At 66.7% G+C, this 17,050-nt stretch carries 15 protein-coding genes; 6 read left to right on the top strand and 9 right to left on the bottom strand.

From position 1 onward, the window contains the following. Position 1 precedes the first annotated feature (1 nt). From ACQY5A_RS07135 to ACQY5A_RS07100, 8 genes are all read right to left on the bottom strand, one after another. Positions 2-1,387: a phenylacetate--CoA ligase family protein gene (locus ACQY5A_RS07135; RefSeq protein WP_428339677.1), complete on the bottom strand. Its 1,386-nt coding sequence runs from the start codon at positions 1,385-1,387 to the stop codon at positions 2-4. After that, positions 1,384-2,937, bottom strand: coding sequence for an amino acid adenylation domain-containing protein (locus tag ACQY5A_RS07130; protein ID WP_428339676.1), 1,554 nt, complete (start codon positions 2,935-2,937; stop codon positions 1,384-1,386). Before ACQY5A_RS07130 ends, ACQY5A_RS07135 begins: the two co-directional genes overlap by 4 nt. Positions 2,938-2,965: 28 nt before the next feature. Beyond that, positions 2,966-4,201: a cytochrome P450 gene (locus tag ACQY5A_RS07125; RefSeq protein ID WP_428339675.1), complete on the bottom strand. Its 1,236-nt coding sequence runs from the start codon at positions 4,199-4,201 to the stop codon at positions 2,966-2,968. A gap of 108 nt (positions 4,202-4,309) precedes the next feature. Continuing rightward, the gene (locus ACQY5A_RS07120; protein ID WP_428339674.1) at positions 4,310-5,596 is read right to left on the bottom strand and encodes an O-acetylhomoserine aminocarboxypropyltransferase/cysteine synthase family protein; all 1,287 of its coding nucleotides are present in this window, start codon (positions 5,594-5,596) and stop codon (positions 4,310-4,312) included. A 4-nt stretch (positions 5,597-5,600) separates the two neighbouring features. Continuing rightward, a complete protein-coding gene (locus ACQY5A_RS07115; RefSeq protein WP_428339673.1) occupies positions 5,601-6,566 on the bottom strand; it encodes a homoserine O-acetyltransferase/O-succinyltransferase family protein in 966 nt (321 codons plus the stop codon). 3 nt (positions 6,567-6,569) lie between these two features. Beyond that, positions 6,570-7,850 (bottom strand): ATP-grasp domain-containing protein, encoded by a 1,281-nt coding sequence (locus ACQY5A_RS07110; RefSeq protein WP_428339672.1) that lies wholly within the window; start codon positions 7,848-7,850, stop codon positions 6,570-6,572. A gap of 4 nt (positions 7,851-7,854) precedes the next feature. Then, a complete protein-coding gene (locus tag ACQY5A_RS07105) occupies positions 7,855-9,687 on the bottom strand; it encodes an FAD/NAD(P)-binding protein (RefSeq protein ID WP_428339671.1) in 1,833 nt (610 codons plus the stop codon). 265 nt (positions 9,688-9,952) lie between these two features. Further along, on the bottom strand, positions 9,953-10,873 hold the full coding sequence (locus ACQY5A_RS07100) for a TIGR03621 family F420-dependent LLM class oxidoreductase (RefSeq protein ID WP_428339670.1): 921 nt from the start codon (positions 10,871-10,873) through the stop codon (positions 9,953-9,955). 94 nt (positions 10,874-10,967) lie between these two features. Between ACQY5A_RS07100 and ACQY5A_RS07095 the strand changes: the two genes are divergently transcribed. The 5 genes from ACQY5A_RS07095 to ACQY5A_RS07075 all read left to right on the top strand — a co-directional run bounded on the left by ACQY5A_RS07095 (position 10,968) and on the right by ACQY5A_RS07075 (position 15,098). Further along, positions 10,968-11,879: a phytanoyl-CoA dioxygenase family protein gene (locus ACQY5A_RS07095; RefSeq protein ID WP_428339669.1), complete on the top strand. Its 912-nt coding sequence runs from the start codon at positions 10,968-10,970 to the stop codon at positions 11,877-11,879. A gap of 64 nt (positions 11,880-11,943) precedes the next feature. After that, a complete protein-coding gene (locus ACQY5A_RS07090) occupies positions 11,944-12,192 on the top strand; it encodes an acyl carrier protein (protein ID WP_428339668.1) in 249 nt (82 codons plus the stop codon). A 16-nt stretch (positions 12,193-12,208) separates the two neighbouring features. After that, entirely contained in the window at positions 12,209-12,631 is a 423-nt protein-coding gene (locus ACQY5A_RS07085) for a holo-ACP synthase (RefSeq protein WP_428339667.1), read from the top strand. Beyond that, positions 12,628-13,284, top strand: coding sequence for a hypothetical protein (locus ACQY5A_RS07080; protein ID WP_428339666.1), 657 nt, complete (start codon positions 12,628-12,630; stop codon positions 13,282-13,284). Before ACQY5A_RS07085 ends, ACQY5A_RS07080 begins: the two co-directional genes overlap by 4 nt. Beyond that, the gene (locus ACQY5A_RS07075; protein ID WP_428339665.1) at positions 13,284-15,098 is read left to right on the top strand and encodes an alpha/beta hydrolase; all 1,815 of its coding nucleotides are present in this window, start codon (positions 13,284-13,286) and stop codon (positions 15,096-15,098) included. The genes ACQY5A_RS07080 and ACQY5A_RS07075 overlap by 1 nt, the downstream gene beginning before the upstream one ends. Here the strand turns inward: ACQY5A_RS07075 and ACQY5A_RS07070 are convergent. After that, positions 15,024-15,404: a hypothetical protein gene (locus ACQY5A_RS07070; RefSeq protein WP_428339664.1), complete on the bottom strand. Its 381-nt coding sequence runs from the start codon at positions 15,402-15,404 to the stop codon at positions 15,024-15,026. The two genes, ACQY5A_RS07075 and ACQY5A_RS07070, sit on opposite strands and share 75 nt — an antisense overlap. A gap of 187 nt (positions 15,405-15,591) precedes the next feature. Here ACQY5A_RS07070 and ACQY5A_RS07065 point away from each other — a divergent pair, with 187 nt between their 5' ends. Continuing rightward, positions 15,592-17,040: a DUF4185 domain-containing protein gene (locus ACQY5A_RS07065; protein WP_428339663.1), complete on the top strand. Its 1,449-nt coding sequence runs from the start codon at positions 15,592-15,594 to the stop codon at positions 17,038-17,040. The last annotated feature ends 10 nt before the right edge of the window (positions 17,041-17,050 follow it).

The following is a 17,050-nucleotide window of genomic DNA, read 5'->3' as shown; positions in this document are numbered from 1 at the left end:
TTTACTTGGCGTCGAACTGCCGGCACTTACCCCGCGTCAGTCGCTCGATCGAACCAACCTCTCGCACAACGACGTCCGACTCCGGACCACCGTGCCGGCGGAGGACGTCGATCAGTTCGGTCTGCAGCTTCTCGCGATCACTGGAACCGTCCGTCACCACGGACACGTCGACGCCGCCAGGCGTCTTGCCTACGAAGAAGTTGGCGACGCCGGAGGTGGCAAGGACCGTCTGCTCGAGCTCCCCGCGGGGTACGACAGCACCGGTGTCGTAGGAGAACGTTCCGTTGATCCGACCGTGCACCGAAGTGATGCGGCGATGCGCGCAGCCACACTCGCACGGCTCGTCGGTGATCGTCACCGCGTCTGCCATGTCGTAGCGGATCAGTGGCTGCTCCAGGTTGAACAGGTTGGTCAGCAGCATCCGCTCCGCGGGTTGCCCGTACGGCACGACGTTGCCATCGGCGTCCACCGGCTCGAGGATCACCAGATCGTCGGCGACATGCATCCCTGCGCCGACGCCGCAGGGGAAGGCGTAGGTGCCCTCTGAGCAGCCCCAGAACTCCGACGCCTCGATTCCCCACGCGGACCGAACTGCTTCTCGCACAGGCGGAGTGGACACCTCGCCTGCGATGCTGACCCAGGTTGGTGTGATGGTGAGCCGTCCTTGCATCGCCTCGATCGCGAGCTCCCAGATGAGGCTCGGCCAGCCCTGCAGGGCGGTCACGGCCGGACTGGCGTTGTTCAGGCCTTCGACGATCTCCTCCAGGGGGAGCGTGGCATCGAAGCAGTGCGATGTCGGCCCGCCGCTCTCGAAGGTGCTGAAGGCGTAGAAGATCCCCGATTCGTGTTTGGGACTGCCGCTGAAGCATTGCGCCAGAACGGCATCCGGGGCTTCGCCGCGTCGCCCCGTCCAGCGCGAGCCCTGCATGACGAAGGTGACGAAGGAGTCCCAGCCGTACACGTGGTACGACGGGTTCTCGGTGTACCCCGACGTGATGATCGCCCGATACTCGTCGTCCAGATAGCCGTCTCCGGTCAACTGGTCGAGGTGCGCTCGGACGCGGTCAAGGGTCAGCCCGGGCACCGTGACGAGCCGGTCGAACTGCTCCATCATCTCGGACTTGGTCAGTATCGGCAGCGACGGGAGGCCGGCCTCGGTGAAGTTCGCAAGATCGTGGCCGGCCAGTCGTTGCTTCCAGAACGGCGAGCGGTCCGCGGCATGCAGCAGCAGTTCCCGAAGACGCTTTTCGCGTTCCGCGGCCAGACGCCCTGCGTCCCAGCGGAGCCGGCGCACCCCTTTGATGTACGCGTCCTGCAGTTCGGCGCGCTGGCGCCGGACCAGCTCCTTGTAATGGCGGTCCTGCGTAACGTCAGTTGCGATCGTCAACGTCGGGTTCCTTTCGCGAGCGAGTCGATGTCGATGGCTGGGGCAGTGTGATTCGGCGGCGACAGGCCGGCGTCTGTGAGTAGCCGTCGCTCGTCGACCTTGCTGGACGAGGTCAACGGCAACTCGGGCACCAAGACGAATCGATCGGGCAGCATCGTCTGGGGTAGCCGTTCGCCGGCGGCCTGCCGGACCGCGAGTGCGGTCACCCCGCCGGCGGGCACGACGAATACCACGACGCCGAGGCTGCCATCCAGATCGAAGGTTGTGCACGCCGCGGATGCGACCTCGTCGATACCGCCGAGCGCATGGGTCACCTCGACCAGCGACATCCGCACGCCGTGTCTCTTGATGACGCGGTCCGAGCGCCCCACGTAGACGTAGTCGCCACAGTCGTCGCGGTAGACGAGGTCGCCGGTGCGGTAGACGGTGGCTCCCTCGACGATGTCGCTCCGCAGTATCGCTGCGCTGTGAGCCGGGTCGTTCAGATAACCAGCCATCAGCTGCCGTCCGCCGATGTACAGCTCGCCGACCACCCCGGGTTCGTCCACCAGGTGTCCGTGCTCATCGACCAGATGGAACGAGCTGCCGGGATGCGGCTGGCCAATCGGTACCGGGCCGGCGTCGAGCAACTCCGGCGTCAGGTCCAGATGGGCGACGGCGATGGTCGTCTCGGTCGGCCCGTATCGGTTCACGACCTGGAGTCCGGGACTGCCGGCCCACACCGCTTTGATGTCCGCGGTGGATGGCGCCTCGCCGCCCAGGGCCATTACCCGCAGCGGTGTATCGGCCAGCCGGTCCAGGCGACCGCTGGACCGAAGCAACCGAAGGTAGCTCGGCGAGAAGCTGGTCGCCGTGATCCCTTCGTCGGCGACGATCGAGAAAAATCTGCGCGGAAACAGCAATGCCTCCCGATCCGGGATGACGAGGGGCACACCGCGCACGAGCGGCGGAAAGATCGCGGAGAAGGACCCGTCGAAGTGCACGGGCGACACGCACAGTGCGCGGTCGTCCGCGGTGAGTCCGACGGCGTCGGCGCACGCTTCGGCCGCACTGAAAAAGGCCTCCGCGGGAATCTGCACGCCCTTGGGCACACCGGTCGTCCCGGACGTGTAGATGATGTACGCAATGGGGCCGGCCACCGGCGGTGGCGTCGGCCCAGCGGTGGCATTCAGCGCCGACATGGAGATCCACGCTGTCCCGACGGGAAGGCCCGACGGCGCCGTGCCCGCGGTGATCACCAGTGCCGGCCGGCAATCGGCAACGATCTGCCTGCGGCGGGCATCGGGATCGGTGGTCGCCAGCGGAACGAACGTCACTCCTGCCCACAGGCAGCCCAGCGCTGCCACCACGAAGTCCACGGAATTGCCGATCAGCAGGGCAACCCGGGCTCCGGGCTGGATGCCGCTCTGGTGCAGGCCGGCGGCCACTCGCGCCGCCTCGGCGCGCAACTCGGCCCGGGTCAGCGCGCGATCGAGGTCCTTGACGGCAGGCCGATCCGGGGCCTGTTCAGCGTGGTCCAGCACAGCGCCGAGGACGCAGTGATCCGTCATGTTCTTCAGCAGGTGTTGCACGGTCGATCTAGCCGGTCGTCGCTTTGGCCAGGCGGGCGGGCGTGAACCGCACAGGCATGGAGTGGATGCCGTTGATAAGCGTCGATGGCATGCGCTCGATCGGCCCCGCCAGCTCGATGTTCTTCATCCGGCTCAGCACCTCCGATACCAGGGCCGTCGCCTCCACCCGGGCCAGGTTCGCGCCGAGGCAGAAATGGGCGCCGCCGCCGCCAAATGCCAAGTGCGGATTGGGCTTACGAGCCACGTCGAAGCGTTCGGGATCGATGAAGCGGGTCTCGTCCCGATTAGCCGACGGGTAGAACATCGCCACCCGGTCGCCTTCCTGCACCGGCACTCCGCGCAGTTCGGTGTCCTTAGTGGCCGTGCGGAAGAACGCAATGAACGTGGTGACGTAGCGAAGCATTTCTTCAATCGCAGTCGGCAGCAGCGACGGCTCCGCCTCCAGCTTGGCCTGCTCCTGCGGATATTCCATCAGCGCGCACATGCCACCGGCGACCAGGTTACGGGTCGTGTCGCCGCCCGCATTGATCAACAGCATGAACAAGAAGTTGAACTCCCTTTCGGTGAGGCGCTGTCCGTCGACCTCGGCATGCAGCAGCGATGTCGCGATGTCATCGCAAGGATCCGCACGTTTGCGGGCTGCCAATTCCCTTGAGTATCCGAACATCTCGGCAGCCGCCCTGATCGCGCGCGAGCCGCCTATCACACCGGTGTTCATGATCTCGGTCAGCTCGTACAGGCGGTAGCCGTCTTCCAGCGGAATGCCGAGCAGTTCGGCGATGACGTACGAGGGCAGCGCCCCGGCGACGTCGGTGACGAAGTCGCACTCGCCCCGCTCGATGACGCTGTCGACGACATCGCGAGCCATCTCTGTGATGCGTTCGTTGAGCTTCGCCACTTGGCGCGGCTTGAAGCCCTGGATAGCCAGAGCGCGCAGCGCGGTGTGCCGCGGCGGGTCCATCGTCAACATCAACACGCCCCGCTGGTCGGCGATGTCGTCGGGTCCGGGCGCGTCGAAGTACACCCCCGTTGCCTCCGAAGACCACGTGGCACTGTCGCGGGACACGGCGAAGACCTCGTCGTAGCCGGTGATCGCCAGGAATCCAGGCCCATCGCCATACGGGTGCCACGCCACGGGCGCGGACTCGCGGAGCTTCCGGAACGCGTCGAAGGGCATTCCCGACCCATAGGTGTCCGGATCGGCGAGGTCGACACCGCCGATGCTGATCGCGTCGTCTGTCATGGTCGGCCCCCTCTCTGGTAGTGATCGCGCTCAGGACGAAATGGCGTGAACGCTCCGGAACGTCCGAAAAATGTCGGTACCTGTGTCGTCGTCAATGCCATGTCGTGCTCAGACGATTACACCGATAGTGGCCTTGGCCAGGGCTTGATCGATGTCGTCGATGATGTCGTCGATGTGCTCGATCCCGATGGACAAGCGGATCGTCTCCGGCCGGATACCTGCCTTCACTAGCTCCTCACCGGACAGCTGGCGGTGGGTGGTGGAGGCCGGATGGATGGCCAGGGTCTTGGCGTCCCCGAGATTGAGCAGCCGCTTGATCAGCTGGAGTGCGTCGAAGAAGGCAAGGCCCGCCTCGTAGCCGCCCTCGACCCCGAAAGTGATGATCGACGGCACGCGCCCGCGCAGGTACCGCTTGATCAGGTGGTGATACGGATGGTCGGGGAGGCCGGCGAAGCTCACCCAGGCCACCCGGGGGTCGGTTGCCAGGTAGGCGGCCACGGCCCGGGCGTTGGCTTCGTGGCGTTCGAGCCGAATGGCCATCGTCTCGAGGCCCTGGAGCAGCAGGAAGGCGTTGAAGGGCGAGAGGGTCGCGCCGCTGTTGCGCAACTGGGTGGAACGCGCCCGCACGGTGAAGGGCCGCTCGGGGAAGTCGCGGGCGAAGACGACGCCATGGAATGCGGGCTCGGGCTGGTTGAACATCGGAAACCGGTCCGGATGGTCGGCCCACGGGAACCGGCCGCCGTCCACGATCGCCCCACCGAGGGCGGTGCCGTGGCCGCCGACGAATTTGGTCAGCGAGTGGACCACCACATCGGCGCCGTGCTCGAAGGGCTTGAGCATGAGCGGCGTCGCCACCGTGTTGTCCACGATGAGGGGCACCCCGGCCGCGTGGGCCACCTCGGCCACGGCTTGGAGGTCCACGACGTTGCCGGCCGGGTTGCCGATGGTCTCGCAGAAGACGGCGCGGGTGTTCTCGTCGATGAGGGGGCCGACCGACTCTGCCCGGTCGTCGACCGCGAAGCGGGCCTCGATCCCCAGGGTGGGCAGCACGTGGGCGAAGTAGGTGAAGGTGGCCCCGTAGAGCTGCGGGGCCACCACGATGTTCGAACCGGCAGTGGCCACCGTGAGGATCGCGTAACTCACGGCGGCCATCCCCGAGGCCACCACCAGGGCCGCCGTCCCGCCTTCGAGGGCGCAGATGCGCTGCTCGAGGACGTCCAGGGTCGGGTTGTTGAGCCGGTTGTAATGGAAGCCCGGCGTCTCCAAGTCGAGCACAGCCCCGGCGTGGGCCGCGTCGATGAAGTCGTGGGCGACCGTTTGGTAGATCGGCACGGCCACGGCCCGCGTCCCGTCTGGTGTGTAGCCACCGTGGATGGCGATGGTCTCGTCGTGCATAGGCTCAGGCGCTCCTCGTCGAAATGGTGGCCAACACGTTGGCGAACAGACGGAGGGCTGCGCCGCGCCACGGCCAGGGCGCGCGGGCGCCGACCTCGTCGAAGGGGAAAGCGGCTACCAGGGCCGGGTCCCGCTCGCCGCTCGTCACCCGCCTGTGCAGCCGGCGCAATCCGTGCCAATCCGGACCGGTAGCGCAATCCTTTGGGAGACAGGGCAATTCGTCTCGCTCGCGGGCAACGTAGCGCCGCACGTCTCGGACGTATTCGCGCACCAGGCTCGAGGCGTCGTATTCGGGATGGGCCTGCATGAGCATGACCTCGCACCGGCCGACCGTCTTGGTGGCAACGCTCCAACCCACCTCGTCGGACTGCAGCACCACCGCGTAGCCGGCGTCGACCACCGCGTCCACCGGCACGGCGTTGAGCCGCGAATGGGGCAGGAACACTGGGTTGCGCAACCCGGCGGCCAGCGGGTGGACCGGATTGGACTGCTGGGCGAAGACGCCCGTGCACTTGGCCGGCAGGGTGGTCCGCTCGACGCCGTCGAAGACGGCCAAGGCGGCGTGGGCCGACAGGCAAGACAGCACCATCGCCGGTACGTTCTCGCTTGCCCACCGCAGCAGATCGCACAGCTCGGTCCAGTACGGCTCGTCCTCGATGCGGGACTCGATGGGGTTGGCGCCGGTCACCACCAGGAGGTCGGGCGGGTCCGCGCGGAGGTCTTCGAGGGGACGGTACTCGGCGTCGATGCGGGCCTGGATCCGTTCGCCGCGGGGCACCCCGGCCATCGTGTGGCGGGTCAGCGTGACCGCCTCAGCTCCCGATCCGGCGTCCAGCAGGCCCTCGAACTGTCGCTCGGTGGCGCAGAATGCGGCGTCGGGCATGTTGTTGACCAGCGCGCACTTCCATCGCGCGGGTTCCGCGCCCGGCGCCGTCCCGGCGTCGAGCATTCCGTCCAGCTGAAGGCTCACCGCTCAATGCCTCACGTCGGTGTAGGTGACGGTGACCTTCTGGTGGAGCAGCTGGTAGGCGGCCTGAAGCTGCGCCTCGTCGTCGGTCGAGCCGACCGCCGCCACGATGTGGTTGCCGGAGCCGTCTCGCCAGTCGAGGGCGGCGCCCGGGGCCTGGTGCAGGCTCACCGTGTCCACGTCGGCGCGGTCGCTGAAGTCGTTGATGCCCTCGACAGCGGTCACCGTGGCCGAGACGGTCGGCGGCTGCAAAAAGAACCGGTAGCCGATGCGGTCGGTCGGCACCGGCCCGTCGACCGAGACCGGCTCGCCCAGGGCGACCCGCAGGGTCAGGTCGAGCAGGCTGACACCGGCTGCCCGCTCCAACATCTCGGGCACACCGCCGCCCAGCCGCCCGTTGACCTCGATGATGCGCGGCCCGTCGGGGGTGAACTTGACCTCGGTGTGCAGGCAACCGATGCGTACCCCGAGTGCCTTGATGGCCCGGGTGGCCAGATCCAGAACGGCCGAGCGGCTGTCGGCGTCCAGGGCGGCGGGGATGAAAAACCCTGTCTCACGGAAGTTTTCGGCAGGCGGGAAGCGGCCGGTCAGGGCCAGGTGGCTGATCGTGCCGTCGGCCACCACGCTCTCGACCGACACGTAGCCGCCGTAGGGTTCGGCGGCTCGGGCCGGATCGTCGCGGAGGTAACCCTCGAGCACCATCTCAGGGCGGTTCGGTCCGAGGGCGTCGAGCAGCCCGTTGAATTCGGTGCCGTCGCGGACCAGGAAGGTGCAGCGGCTGCCCTGCGCCGAGCGGGGCTTGAGGACGGCGGGCCAACCCACCTCGGCTTCGACGGCCGACAGCTCGGCCTCGGAGTGATCGGAACGGACGAGGCGGCAGGGCGGCATGTCGAGGCCGGCATCGGCCAGCACCCGGCGCTGGCGGGCCTTGTCGGTGAGGGCGTCGGCCGTCCCGGGGGTGTGGAAGGGCAGCCCCAATCCCTCAGCGATACAGGCTAATTGAACCATCCCGGCGTCCAGAAAGGTGGTCAGGGCGTCGGGCTCCCAGTCGCCCAGCACCTTGACCGCGTGTTCGACGCTCACGCCGTCCATGTCGACCACCGCGCCGAACCGGGTGAGGAGGTTGGTCATCTCGCTCATCCCCGGTACGGCCGTGTCGATCACCCACAGCAGGTCGCAGACGCCGGCGGCCGCTTCGGCCAATTGCATCACCGGAACGCAGCGCGGCCCGTAACGCACCGCCACCAAGGGAAGGGTCCGTCCGGTCACAGCATCGGAATCCGTCATGCGCTCAACCGATCACGGCCTCGACGCACGCCTGGGCGTCGAAGACGGCCCGAAGGCGGCTGCGGGGTGATGGCAGGTAGTGGGTGAAGTAGCGGACACCCTCGGTGAGCACGCCCAACACCGAGAGGTTGGACTGGAGCCGGCCCTCGGTGTCATAGGGGTGGAATTCTTCGTTGATCGCCACGCTGCCGACGGGCGTGTCGCCGTAGCTGAGCTGGGTCAGCCGTCCGTTGGCGTAGAGACGGTTGAGCAGTGGCGAGCCCGACCGGGCCAGCGAAGGCATGTCGAGATATCCCCGCACCACCCCGTCGACAGTCACCGCCGTCGGCTCGTCGAGGGCCGTGGAGCTCAGCCGGACGCCGTCGGAGCAGGGGGCCACCTCCGGGTCGGGGCCGAGCGGGATGCGCACCACGCCGGCGTCGAGTAGTCCCAGCAGTTGCTGCGACCGCATGGGCGGCACCCCCGCCTCTAGACGGTTGATGCGGCCACGGACGTTGGACTGGAACTCGACGTAGGAGTCCAGCGACAGGCCACCGAACTCGATGACCGAACGCAGCTGATCACGGAGGATGCGTAGCACTTCCTGAGCCGCCTTGACCGGGCTTCCCCCAGGTCGCAGGGCCTCGGTGAGGTCGTCCTCGATCATGCCGTAGGCCTGGCCGTGGTAGTCGCCGGCCGACGCGTAGTGGCGGTCGGACCCGGCGAACAGGTGAGCGGCCGGGTCGAAGCTGCCGTAGCGCGGCTCGAGACCGTCGACGACCTTCTCGTAGTGCCCGTTGACCCAGCCCTGGCGCAGCACGGTGCGGACCTCAGTCGACTCAGCCTCGCCCCCGGCCAGCAAGGCGGACTGGATGTAATAGCGCGCCTGCATCTCGGCGAAGAGGAGCGGAAGAAGCTCGGCGCGGAAGTCCACGTGGCGCCGTACCGGCGACCCGCCCGGATTCGTCAGTGCCGCAAACTCCTCGGCGGTGCACACCACCGGCTTGTACTGCCCATAGGGATCGACGCCGGTGGCCGACTTGGCGCAGTACGGCGCGCCCGAGCGCGAGTAGAGGGTGATGGTCGGTTCCCGGCCCGATGGCACATAGCGCATGCGGTCGGCCCGGTCGCACCGATCCACGAACGTGCCGCCTCGTCCGATGGTGAGGGCGGTGAGGACGTCGAAGCTGACCAAGCCCATGCCGGCCACCGCCACCGAGGATCCGGCGGGAGCGCTCTCGTCGAGGCCCTCGATGGGGTAGGGCTGCAGGTAGCGCACGCCAACGTCGGCGCCTGGGTCCTGGTTCCAGGTGTGCCCCGAGGTCAGCACTACATGGTCGACGGTCAGGGTGGCGCCGTTATCGAGCAGCACCGCCTCGCGTCCCGCCAGCGCCGGTGAGATATCGACGGCTGCCGCGTAGTGCCGGACGATCTCGAGGTTGGGCGGGGCGTAGGCCACCAGCGTGTCGTAGAACCAGGCCAGGTACTCGCCCATCAACCGCCGGGGCAGGTAGTCGGTGGGCAGGATGGGTTCGCCGCCGGCGCCGATGCGGCACTCGTAACCCACCCAGCGGTAGCCGCGGACCACTGCCCACGCGTGCAGGCCGACCGCGTAGGGCGGAAGCTCGTCCCCGTGCGGGGCCGCGTACAGGGAGAGCTGACCGCAGGCGTTGTTGAGCACCAGGAAGTCGGGTTGCTCGGTGGAGTAAACACCGCCTCCGAGCTGCGCGGGCTCGACCAAGTGCACCCGCACCGGCGTGCCCGTCTGGCGGGCCCGACTCACCGTCCGCTCCAGGACGCACAGACCCCAGGACCCGAGGCCCACGACGGCCATCTCGATCATCGGGGGCATCCGCATGTAGGCAGGCCTCTCCCGGGCAGCTCTGCCTCGACGGGCACTACTGACATGTGCTCCTCCTGCAGGAAGCACCCCGACCGGGGTTGTTGCGCTGATGCGCGCGTCATTCAGATACCGATAATCGACTGATTGCCAAGAATACATACTAATAGAAGGGAAAACAAGCTTAAAGACAACTTTCAGTTTCTAACGGCGATTGAGGAGCGCAGCATGGACTCGGCGGTTCGGAGTTGGGTTGCCGCCTGGCCCACGGCAAATGCCGGAGCTAGCTGCCCGCCAGCTGGGCGACGACAGGCGCGAAGGATTCCATCGCGTCGCCCGGCACCACGATGTTGGTAAAGCCCCACCTTGTGCGGTACTCCAGCAGCCGCTCGCACAGCTCGTCGACGGCGCCGATCAGGACGATCGGAAGCTCCAGGGCGTCCTCACCCGGAAGGCCGAGCATGGTTGCGGTGCGCACGGCGGCGCGGCGACTGCTGACAATTCTGGTCGCGATGGTCATGAGCTGCAGTTCGATGGAGTCGAAGCGGTCCGGCGCCGCTTCGCGCATCCAGTTCAGGCAGCGGTCGTAATGGTCGGAGGTGGCTTGGCTCGCCAGCTCGCCGGGGTTCAGGCCCGCGGCCAGGCTGGTGTTCACTCCGACGGTGTCCGCGTGTTTGGCCGCGACCGTGAGGATCCGCCTACTTCCACCCCCGACGATGATGCGCGGCAGCGACTCGGGGCGAGGCTCGCAACAGGCGTCGCGCACTGTGTGATATTCGCCGGTGAAACTCGTTTTTCCGTCGCTCCACAGGTTCTTCATCACGGTGAGGCTCTCGGCCAATCGATCCACGCGGACGGCCGGCTTGTCGAACGCGATTCCCGCTTGCGCGTAGTCGCCTTCGAGCCAGCCTGCGCCGAAACCCACCTCGACCCGGCCTTCGGCTGCTAGGCCGAGCGTGGCGATCTCCTTGGCCAGGACTACCGGATTGCGGAGGTCGTTGTTCAACACGACGGTCCCCACGTGCAGGGTGGAGGTCGCTTCGGCGGCCACGGTAATGGCTACCAAAGGCCCGAACTGATCGCCGAAGTGGTCGGCGACGTAGAGGGCCGAGTAGCCGAGGTCCTCGGCCGCCCGGGCCTGATTCCGCCAGCCGGACATGGATGGCGCAACGGAGAAGTGAACACCGAATCGAAACGGGAGCATCTAGTGCCACCTTTCCTCACCTGTCATGAAAGCTAGTCTCTGACCGACTGATAGTAATTGAAATCTCTAGATATCATCCCGTATAGTACCTCGCATGCCAATAGCTGTACGTTCGGTCGGTTCGGGAACCTCGCCCGCGGACATTGCGGAGGTGCTCAAAGAAGACGGCTGCGTGGTCATCGCCGACCTCGCAACCGCCGAAACGATGGACCAGATCCGGACCGAGGTCGAGCCGCACCTCGCTGCTACCGGTGGTGGCAACACCGCATTCCTGGGCGCGACGACCCGGCGCACCGGGGCCCTGATCGCTCGTTCGCCGACAGCGCGGCCATTGATCACGCACCCGACGATCATCGACACGCTCGACCTGGTGTTGGGCGACCACGCCAGCACCTTCCAGATCGACCTCACCCAGTTGGTGACCATCGGACCCGGCGAGCCGGCGCAGATGATCCACCGCGATCAATGGTCGTTTGATCGCTACCCGTTCCCGAGGGGCTTCGAAGCCGAAATCGCCGCCATGTGGGCCGTCACCGACTTCACCGAAGAGTCGGGTGCGACCCGGATGGTGGTGGGCAGCCACCGCTGGGAAGACGATCCCGACGTTGTAGACCCGGCGTTGACGGCCCCAGCCGTCATGACCAAGGGTTCGGTCTTGCTCTACACCGGCTCGATATTCCATTGCGGCGGCGCCAACACCACGCAGGCCGGCCGGATCGGGATGAACGTGGGCTACTCGATCGGGTGGCTGCGCCAGGAGGAAAATCAGTACCTCGCGTGCCCTCCCGAGATCGCCCGCACCCTCCCGGAGGGACTGCTCAGGCTGATGGGCTACCAGCGCGGCGCCTACTCCATCGGCTACGTGGACAACATGCGCGAGCCCCTCGACTGGCTGTACGGCCGCTCGGCGCACGTATCGGACTACTACGGCTATCGCCGCGCAGCCCGTAAGCGTCTCAAGGAGACCGGGAGCTACGTGCCGCCCGCGGAGTCAGTGACCACATGAACACGAATTGCTGTACCCCACAACGGCTCATCCCCTCGAGCCACGGCAGAAACACGAGGAAAGCGTGATACAGAACCAGGTTCGCGATGTCTTAGCTGCGCATGGCCGGATGGCGATCGATCCGCATGAGGTGGAAGATCACGCCGACCTCTACAAGCTCGGCCTCACATCGCACGCATCGGTCGACGTGATGCTTGCGCTCGAGGATGAGTTCGACATCGAGTTTCCCGAAGAAGTGCTCAAGAAGTCCACCTTTGAGTCCGTCCACAACATCTCGCAGGTGATCCAAGAGCTGGTCAAGACGGCTGCCTGAGGATTCCGGCAACACCATGATCACCGTGCCGGACGGAGTCGACGGCCACCGCGTCCGCGCCGGATGCGATGTCCTTGCGGTTCAAGAAGTTCAGGATTCGCTGGCGACGTTCGGTGACCGTTACCTGCGCAAGGTCTTCACGACGGGCGAGATCGACGATTGCCAGGGTCTCAACCGAGTGCACGGGCTGGCGGCCCGGTTCGCAGCCAAGGAAGCAGTGATCAAAGCATTTGCCAAGCCCGACATGCCATTTCCGTTGCGCGAGATCGAGGTGACGCGGAACGGTCCGCTGCCCAGCCTTCGGTTGAGCGGCTCGGTCGCCGAGCAGGCGCGACTCCAGGGCTGGCTCAGCTCGTCGTTGTCGCTGTCGCACGCCGATTGCCACGCCATGGCCGTCGTTGTCGTGGTGTGCGCCGAAACCGAAACGAACGCAGCATGATTCGTAGACAGGACCCGGCCTGGATGTGGGTGGCTGTGGCGTTCGGCGGCGCGCTCGCGCTTGCCGTTGCCGTCCTGGCCGCCAACGGCACCGGCCCCGAGGGCATCGGCCTCGCGGTGCGCGTCACGGCGCGCTGGTCGTTCCTGTTCTTCTGGCTCTCGTATACCGGCGGTTCGATGGCCGTCCTGTTCGGGCCGGCCTTTGCCGGGCTGGCCCGGGTGGCCCGACCCTCGGGATTGGCCTTCGCCGCCGCACTTCAGGCCCACATTGGATTAGTCGTTTGGCTGGGCGTGGTCACCGGCCGGGTTCCCCTGCAGGGTGCCCTGTTGTGGTTCTTCCTGATCGCGCTGTTCTTCGCCTATCTGCTGGCGTTGCTGTCGTTCGGAATCGGGAGACACGGCCTGGGTCGGCTGTGGCGACCGGTACTCGTGCTGGCTACGACCTATATCCTGATCGCTTTCGGCCGGGACTTTGTGCTGGGCGCGCTGGCCGGAACAGCATGGTCCTGGGTGTACACCGCCGAATATGTGCTGTTTGCCTTCATGAGCATTATCGCGATCCCGCTGCGCGTTGCCGCCCTGCGACGGCGTCCGGGCACTCTGCGTCCTGCCCCGCCGACGGCTGAAAGCGACCGGGAGGCGGTGGAATGTTGATGACGACAACCGAGGTACCGACATTTTTCGGCCCGCCCGATTCGCCGTTGTTCGGCGTCGTTCATCTGCCGGCTGAGAACCAGATCAGGGGCGGGGTGCTGATCTGTGGTTCGCTCGGCAAGGAGGGGATGGACAGCTCCCGGTTGCTCCGGACACTCGCCGACGGCCTGGCCTGCCGTGGTTTTGCCGTGCTGCACTTCGACTACCTGGGTACCGGCGATTCCGCGCACGCTCAGGGACGTGACGACGCGGTGGCCGGCTGGGTGGCCAGCGTGGGCCACGCGCTGGGTTACCTCACCTCGATCGGCGCGGAGCCGACGACCGCGATCGGCATACGTGCCGGATGCCTGATCCTGCAGGACTATCTGACCGGGTTCCACCCGATTAAGCGGGTGGCTTACCTCGATCCACCCGGCACGGGCAGGCGTTACCTCCGCGAGCACGCCGCGTTGTTCCGCCTGGCGGTCGGCGGGGATGCGGCACCGTGCGGCGAGGTGACAGTCATGGGCGGGCGGTTCAGCGCGCACGCCGCGGCGGAATTCGGCGCGTTGCGGATGGCCGCCGATCCAGTAGGCGCGCACGGTGTCGACGACGTGCTTCTGGTGTGCCGGCCGGCCGAGACCGACAAGCACCTGACCGCCCTGTCGGCGGCCGTGGGAGTCGATGCGATCAGTCGCAACGGTCTGCCGGAATGCGCTCGGCCGCAGGAGATCTATCTACCGGTTCCGGTCCACGCGGTCGATTCCATCGTCGAGTGGATCGACGGGAAAGCCCCAACCCGCGTCCGCGGTGCAACGCCGCTTTACCGCACGAACGTGACGATGCCGGCCGAAGGGCCCGACGGCGTCGACGTCGTCGAGCGCATCGAACGCATCGAGCCGAGCGGCCTGTTCGCTATCCGCACAATGCCCCAGTCCCCGAGCGCCGCGCCGGCAAAGACCGTGCTGTTCTTCGTCACCGCCAAGGACCTGCACGTCGGACCCGCCCGGGAGTGGGTCGAACTGTCACGTCGCATCGCGGCTGCCGGCTCACAGGCCGTCCGATGGGATCCGGCAGGGCTGGGCCTGTCGGGCCGGATCGGCCGAGACCCGTTGCGCAACGTGTATTTCAACGCTGACGTCACCGACTGCGTAGCGGCGGCCCGGCACGCTTGCCCTGATGCCCGCGAACTCAAGGTCGTCGGAATCTGCTCCGGTTCTTGGTATGCCGCTCAAACCGCCCGCATTGTCGGTGCGCGGGCGGCGATCATGGTCAACCCGATGGTGTGGAATTGGCGCACCACCGCAACCGTGCCGTCGCAGTGGTACCACCGTATGAGAGCAGTCGACGCTACCGCACCCGGTGATCCGGTCGTGCCTGCTGGCGAGTCCACTTTGAAGCGCCTCAAAACACTTCTCAACCCGGGTCGGGGAACGGCGAAGGCCTACCTGCACAACCATTTTCCGCGATCCATCCTACGGCTGTTGACCTGGACCGGACTCGTATGGCGGCCGGAGATTGTGCTCACCACGCTTGCCCGCCGTGGAGTCGACGTGACGCTGGTTGCCTCGCCCGAGGATGCCGAACAGTTCACCGCGAAAGGTGGCCGGGCCGTTCTGGACCGACTGCAAGGCTCGGCTCGGCCGCCCCGCCTGATCGCGACACCCACCGGCGATCATTCCGGGCACCACCCGGCGATATTGGCGGAGATCCGCAACGCGGTGTTGCCGGCCACTGCGGTACGCGACGGCGCGCACGCCCTAGGAATGCGCGATCAGGTCGGCGGCCAGATCTTCTTCGTCGGCGCGCAGAATACTTGCCGATCCCGACCGTAATTCCCACTGTGCGACGCCGCCGTCGGGAACCGTCAATCGCCCGGTGGCCAGTGCCTCGCCGATCAGAGACCGCACCCGCTGCTCGTTCGCCGGTTCGGTGGCGAAAATGACCCGGAGGAAAACGGTTTCGCCGTCTGGGACACTGCTGACGTAGTGCGGCGCGAGCGGGCACGGCGGCTGGTGGTCCCACCCGCCGCACAGCGCCTTGGTGATCGCGCCGCCGAGCGCATCGGGACTGTCGCCGTCGCGCATGGCGACCACCGCATCGTGGGCAAAGGCCTGGCGTGCCATGGCTGTGTCAGTCACAGCTGTGTTGTCCACTCACGCAAGCGATTCAACAGCACTTGTTGCGACACGGTCACGGATCCATACCTATTGAAAACTAGAGGGTATCAACTGCCACATTCGCCTCTATCGTCACATGAGCAACTTCGGACGTCAACGTGATCCAAGGCGGGCTAACGGCGACGCTCTTCCTTCGGAGAGGTGGGACATGTCGGCGATTCGTCGAATTGTGTCGATGTCGGTGGCGGCGGTCACCGTCGTCGGGCTTACGGTGCCCGTCGGTTATGCCCCTCCGGCAGCCGCGGTTCCATGCTCAGCCCCGGAGGCCAACGTGCCTCCACCTGCCGGAATGCCGACCATCCCGTCGCCCGGCCCGGTCGCGCCGCCGACCGGGCGCCGGCCACGTGGCACCAACGACAACGCGCCGCTGCCCAAACTGGGTCCGCTGATTTCGGGGCTGCTCAAGGCCATCCCGCGGCAGGGGCCGGCGCAGCTTCAGGCGGCGGTGACGCCGGTTCCCCCGGTCCCCGGGGCTGCCATCCCGCAGTCACCGAACGCCAATCAGGCTGCGCCGGAGGCTCTTCCGGTGCAGCCGTCGCCGCCTCCCGCCGGGATCGCGGGTGCGCCCACGTCGCTCGTCGAGTACGTGACCGGACCCAACAGCCCGAACCGGACGCTGGAGAGGTTCGGTATCTCCGGGACCGACCTCGGGATTCCCTGGGACAACGGTGATCCCGCCAACCGCCAGGTGTTGATGGCGTTCGGTGACACCTTCGGCTACTGCGCGGTGCACGGCCAGCAATGGCGGTACAACGTGCTGTTCCGTAGCCAGGACCACGACCTGTCGCACGGCATCCACGTGGCCGATGGCGCGCCCAACAGTCCGTATTCCGGTTCGCCGGTGTGGGCACCCGGGCTGTCCAAGCAGGTGCTCAACAGCATTCACAAAGCAGGGCACGAGACCGGAATCATCCCGACGTCCGCGCTCTCGCTCGGGCGAACCCAGTACATGAGCTTCATGTCGATCAAGAACTGGGGCCGTGACGGCGAGTGGTCGACGAACTACTCGGGGATCGCGCGCTCGTTGGACAACGGTCAGACCTGGGGTGTCTACCCCAGCAGCGTCCGCCTGGCCGCCGCGGACACCGTACCCGGCGGGCGATTCGTTCCTGGCAACGAGAACTTCCAGATGGCCGCGCTCATGCGTGGCAAGGACGGGTATCTGTACTCGTTCGGAACCCCGTCGGGCCGCAGCGGTGCGGCGTTTTTGTCCCGTGTCCAGCCGAACGCGCTACCGGACGTCGGCAAGTACCAGTACTGGAACGGTGACGGGCGCGGCTGGGTGCCGGGCGACCCGGGAGCCGCGACCCCGATCTTCCCGGGCCCGGTCGGTGAGATGTCGGCGCAGTACAACGACTACCTCAAGCAGTATCTGGTGCTCTACACCAACGGCGGCAACAACGACGTCATCGCGCGCACCGCGCCGTCACCGGAGGGGCCGTGGAGTCCCGAGCAACCGCTGGTGTCGTCCTTCCAGATGCCTGGCGGTATCTACGCGCCGATGATCCACCCATGGTCGAGCGGCAAGGACCTGTACTTCAACCTGTCACTGTGGTCGGCCTACGACGTGATGCTGATGCATACCGTCCTGCCGTAGTGCTGGTCGC

Origin of the sequence: Mycobacterium sp., assembly GCF_965277065.1 — a bacterium.
Taxonomy (GTDB): domain Bacteria; phylum Actinomycetota; class Actinomycetes; order Mycobacteriales; family Mycobacteriaceae; genus Mycobacterium.
Note: the sequence above shows the minus strand (reverse complement) of the source record. Positions and strands in the feature narration are given on the sequence as shown.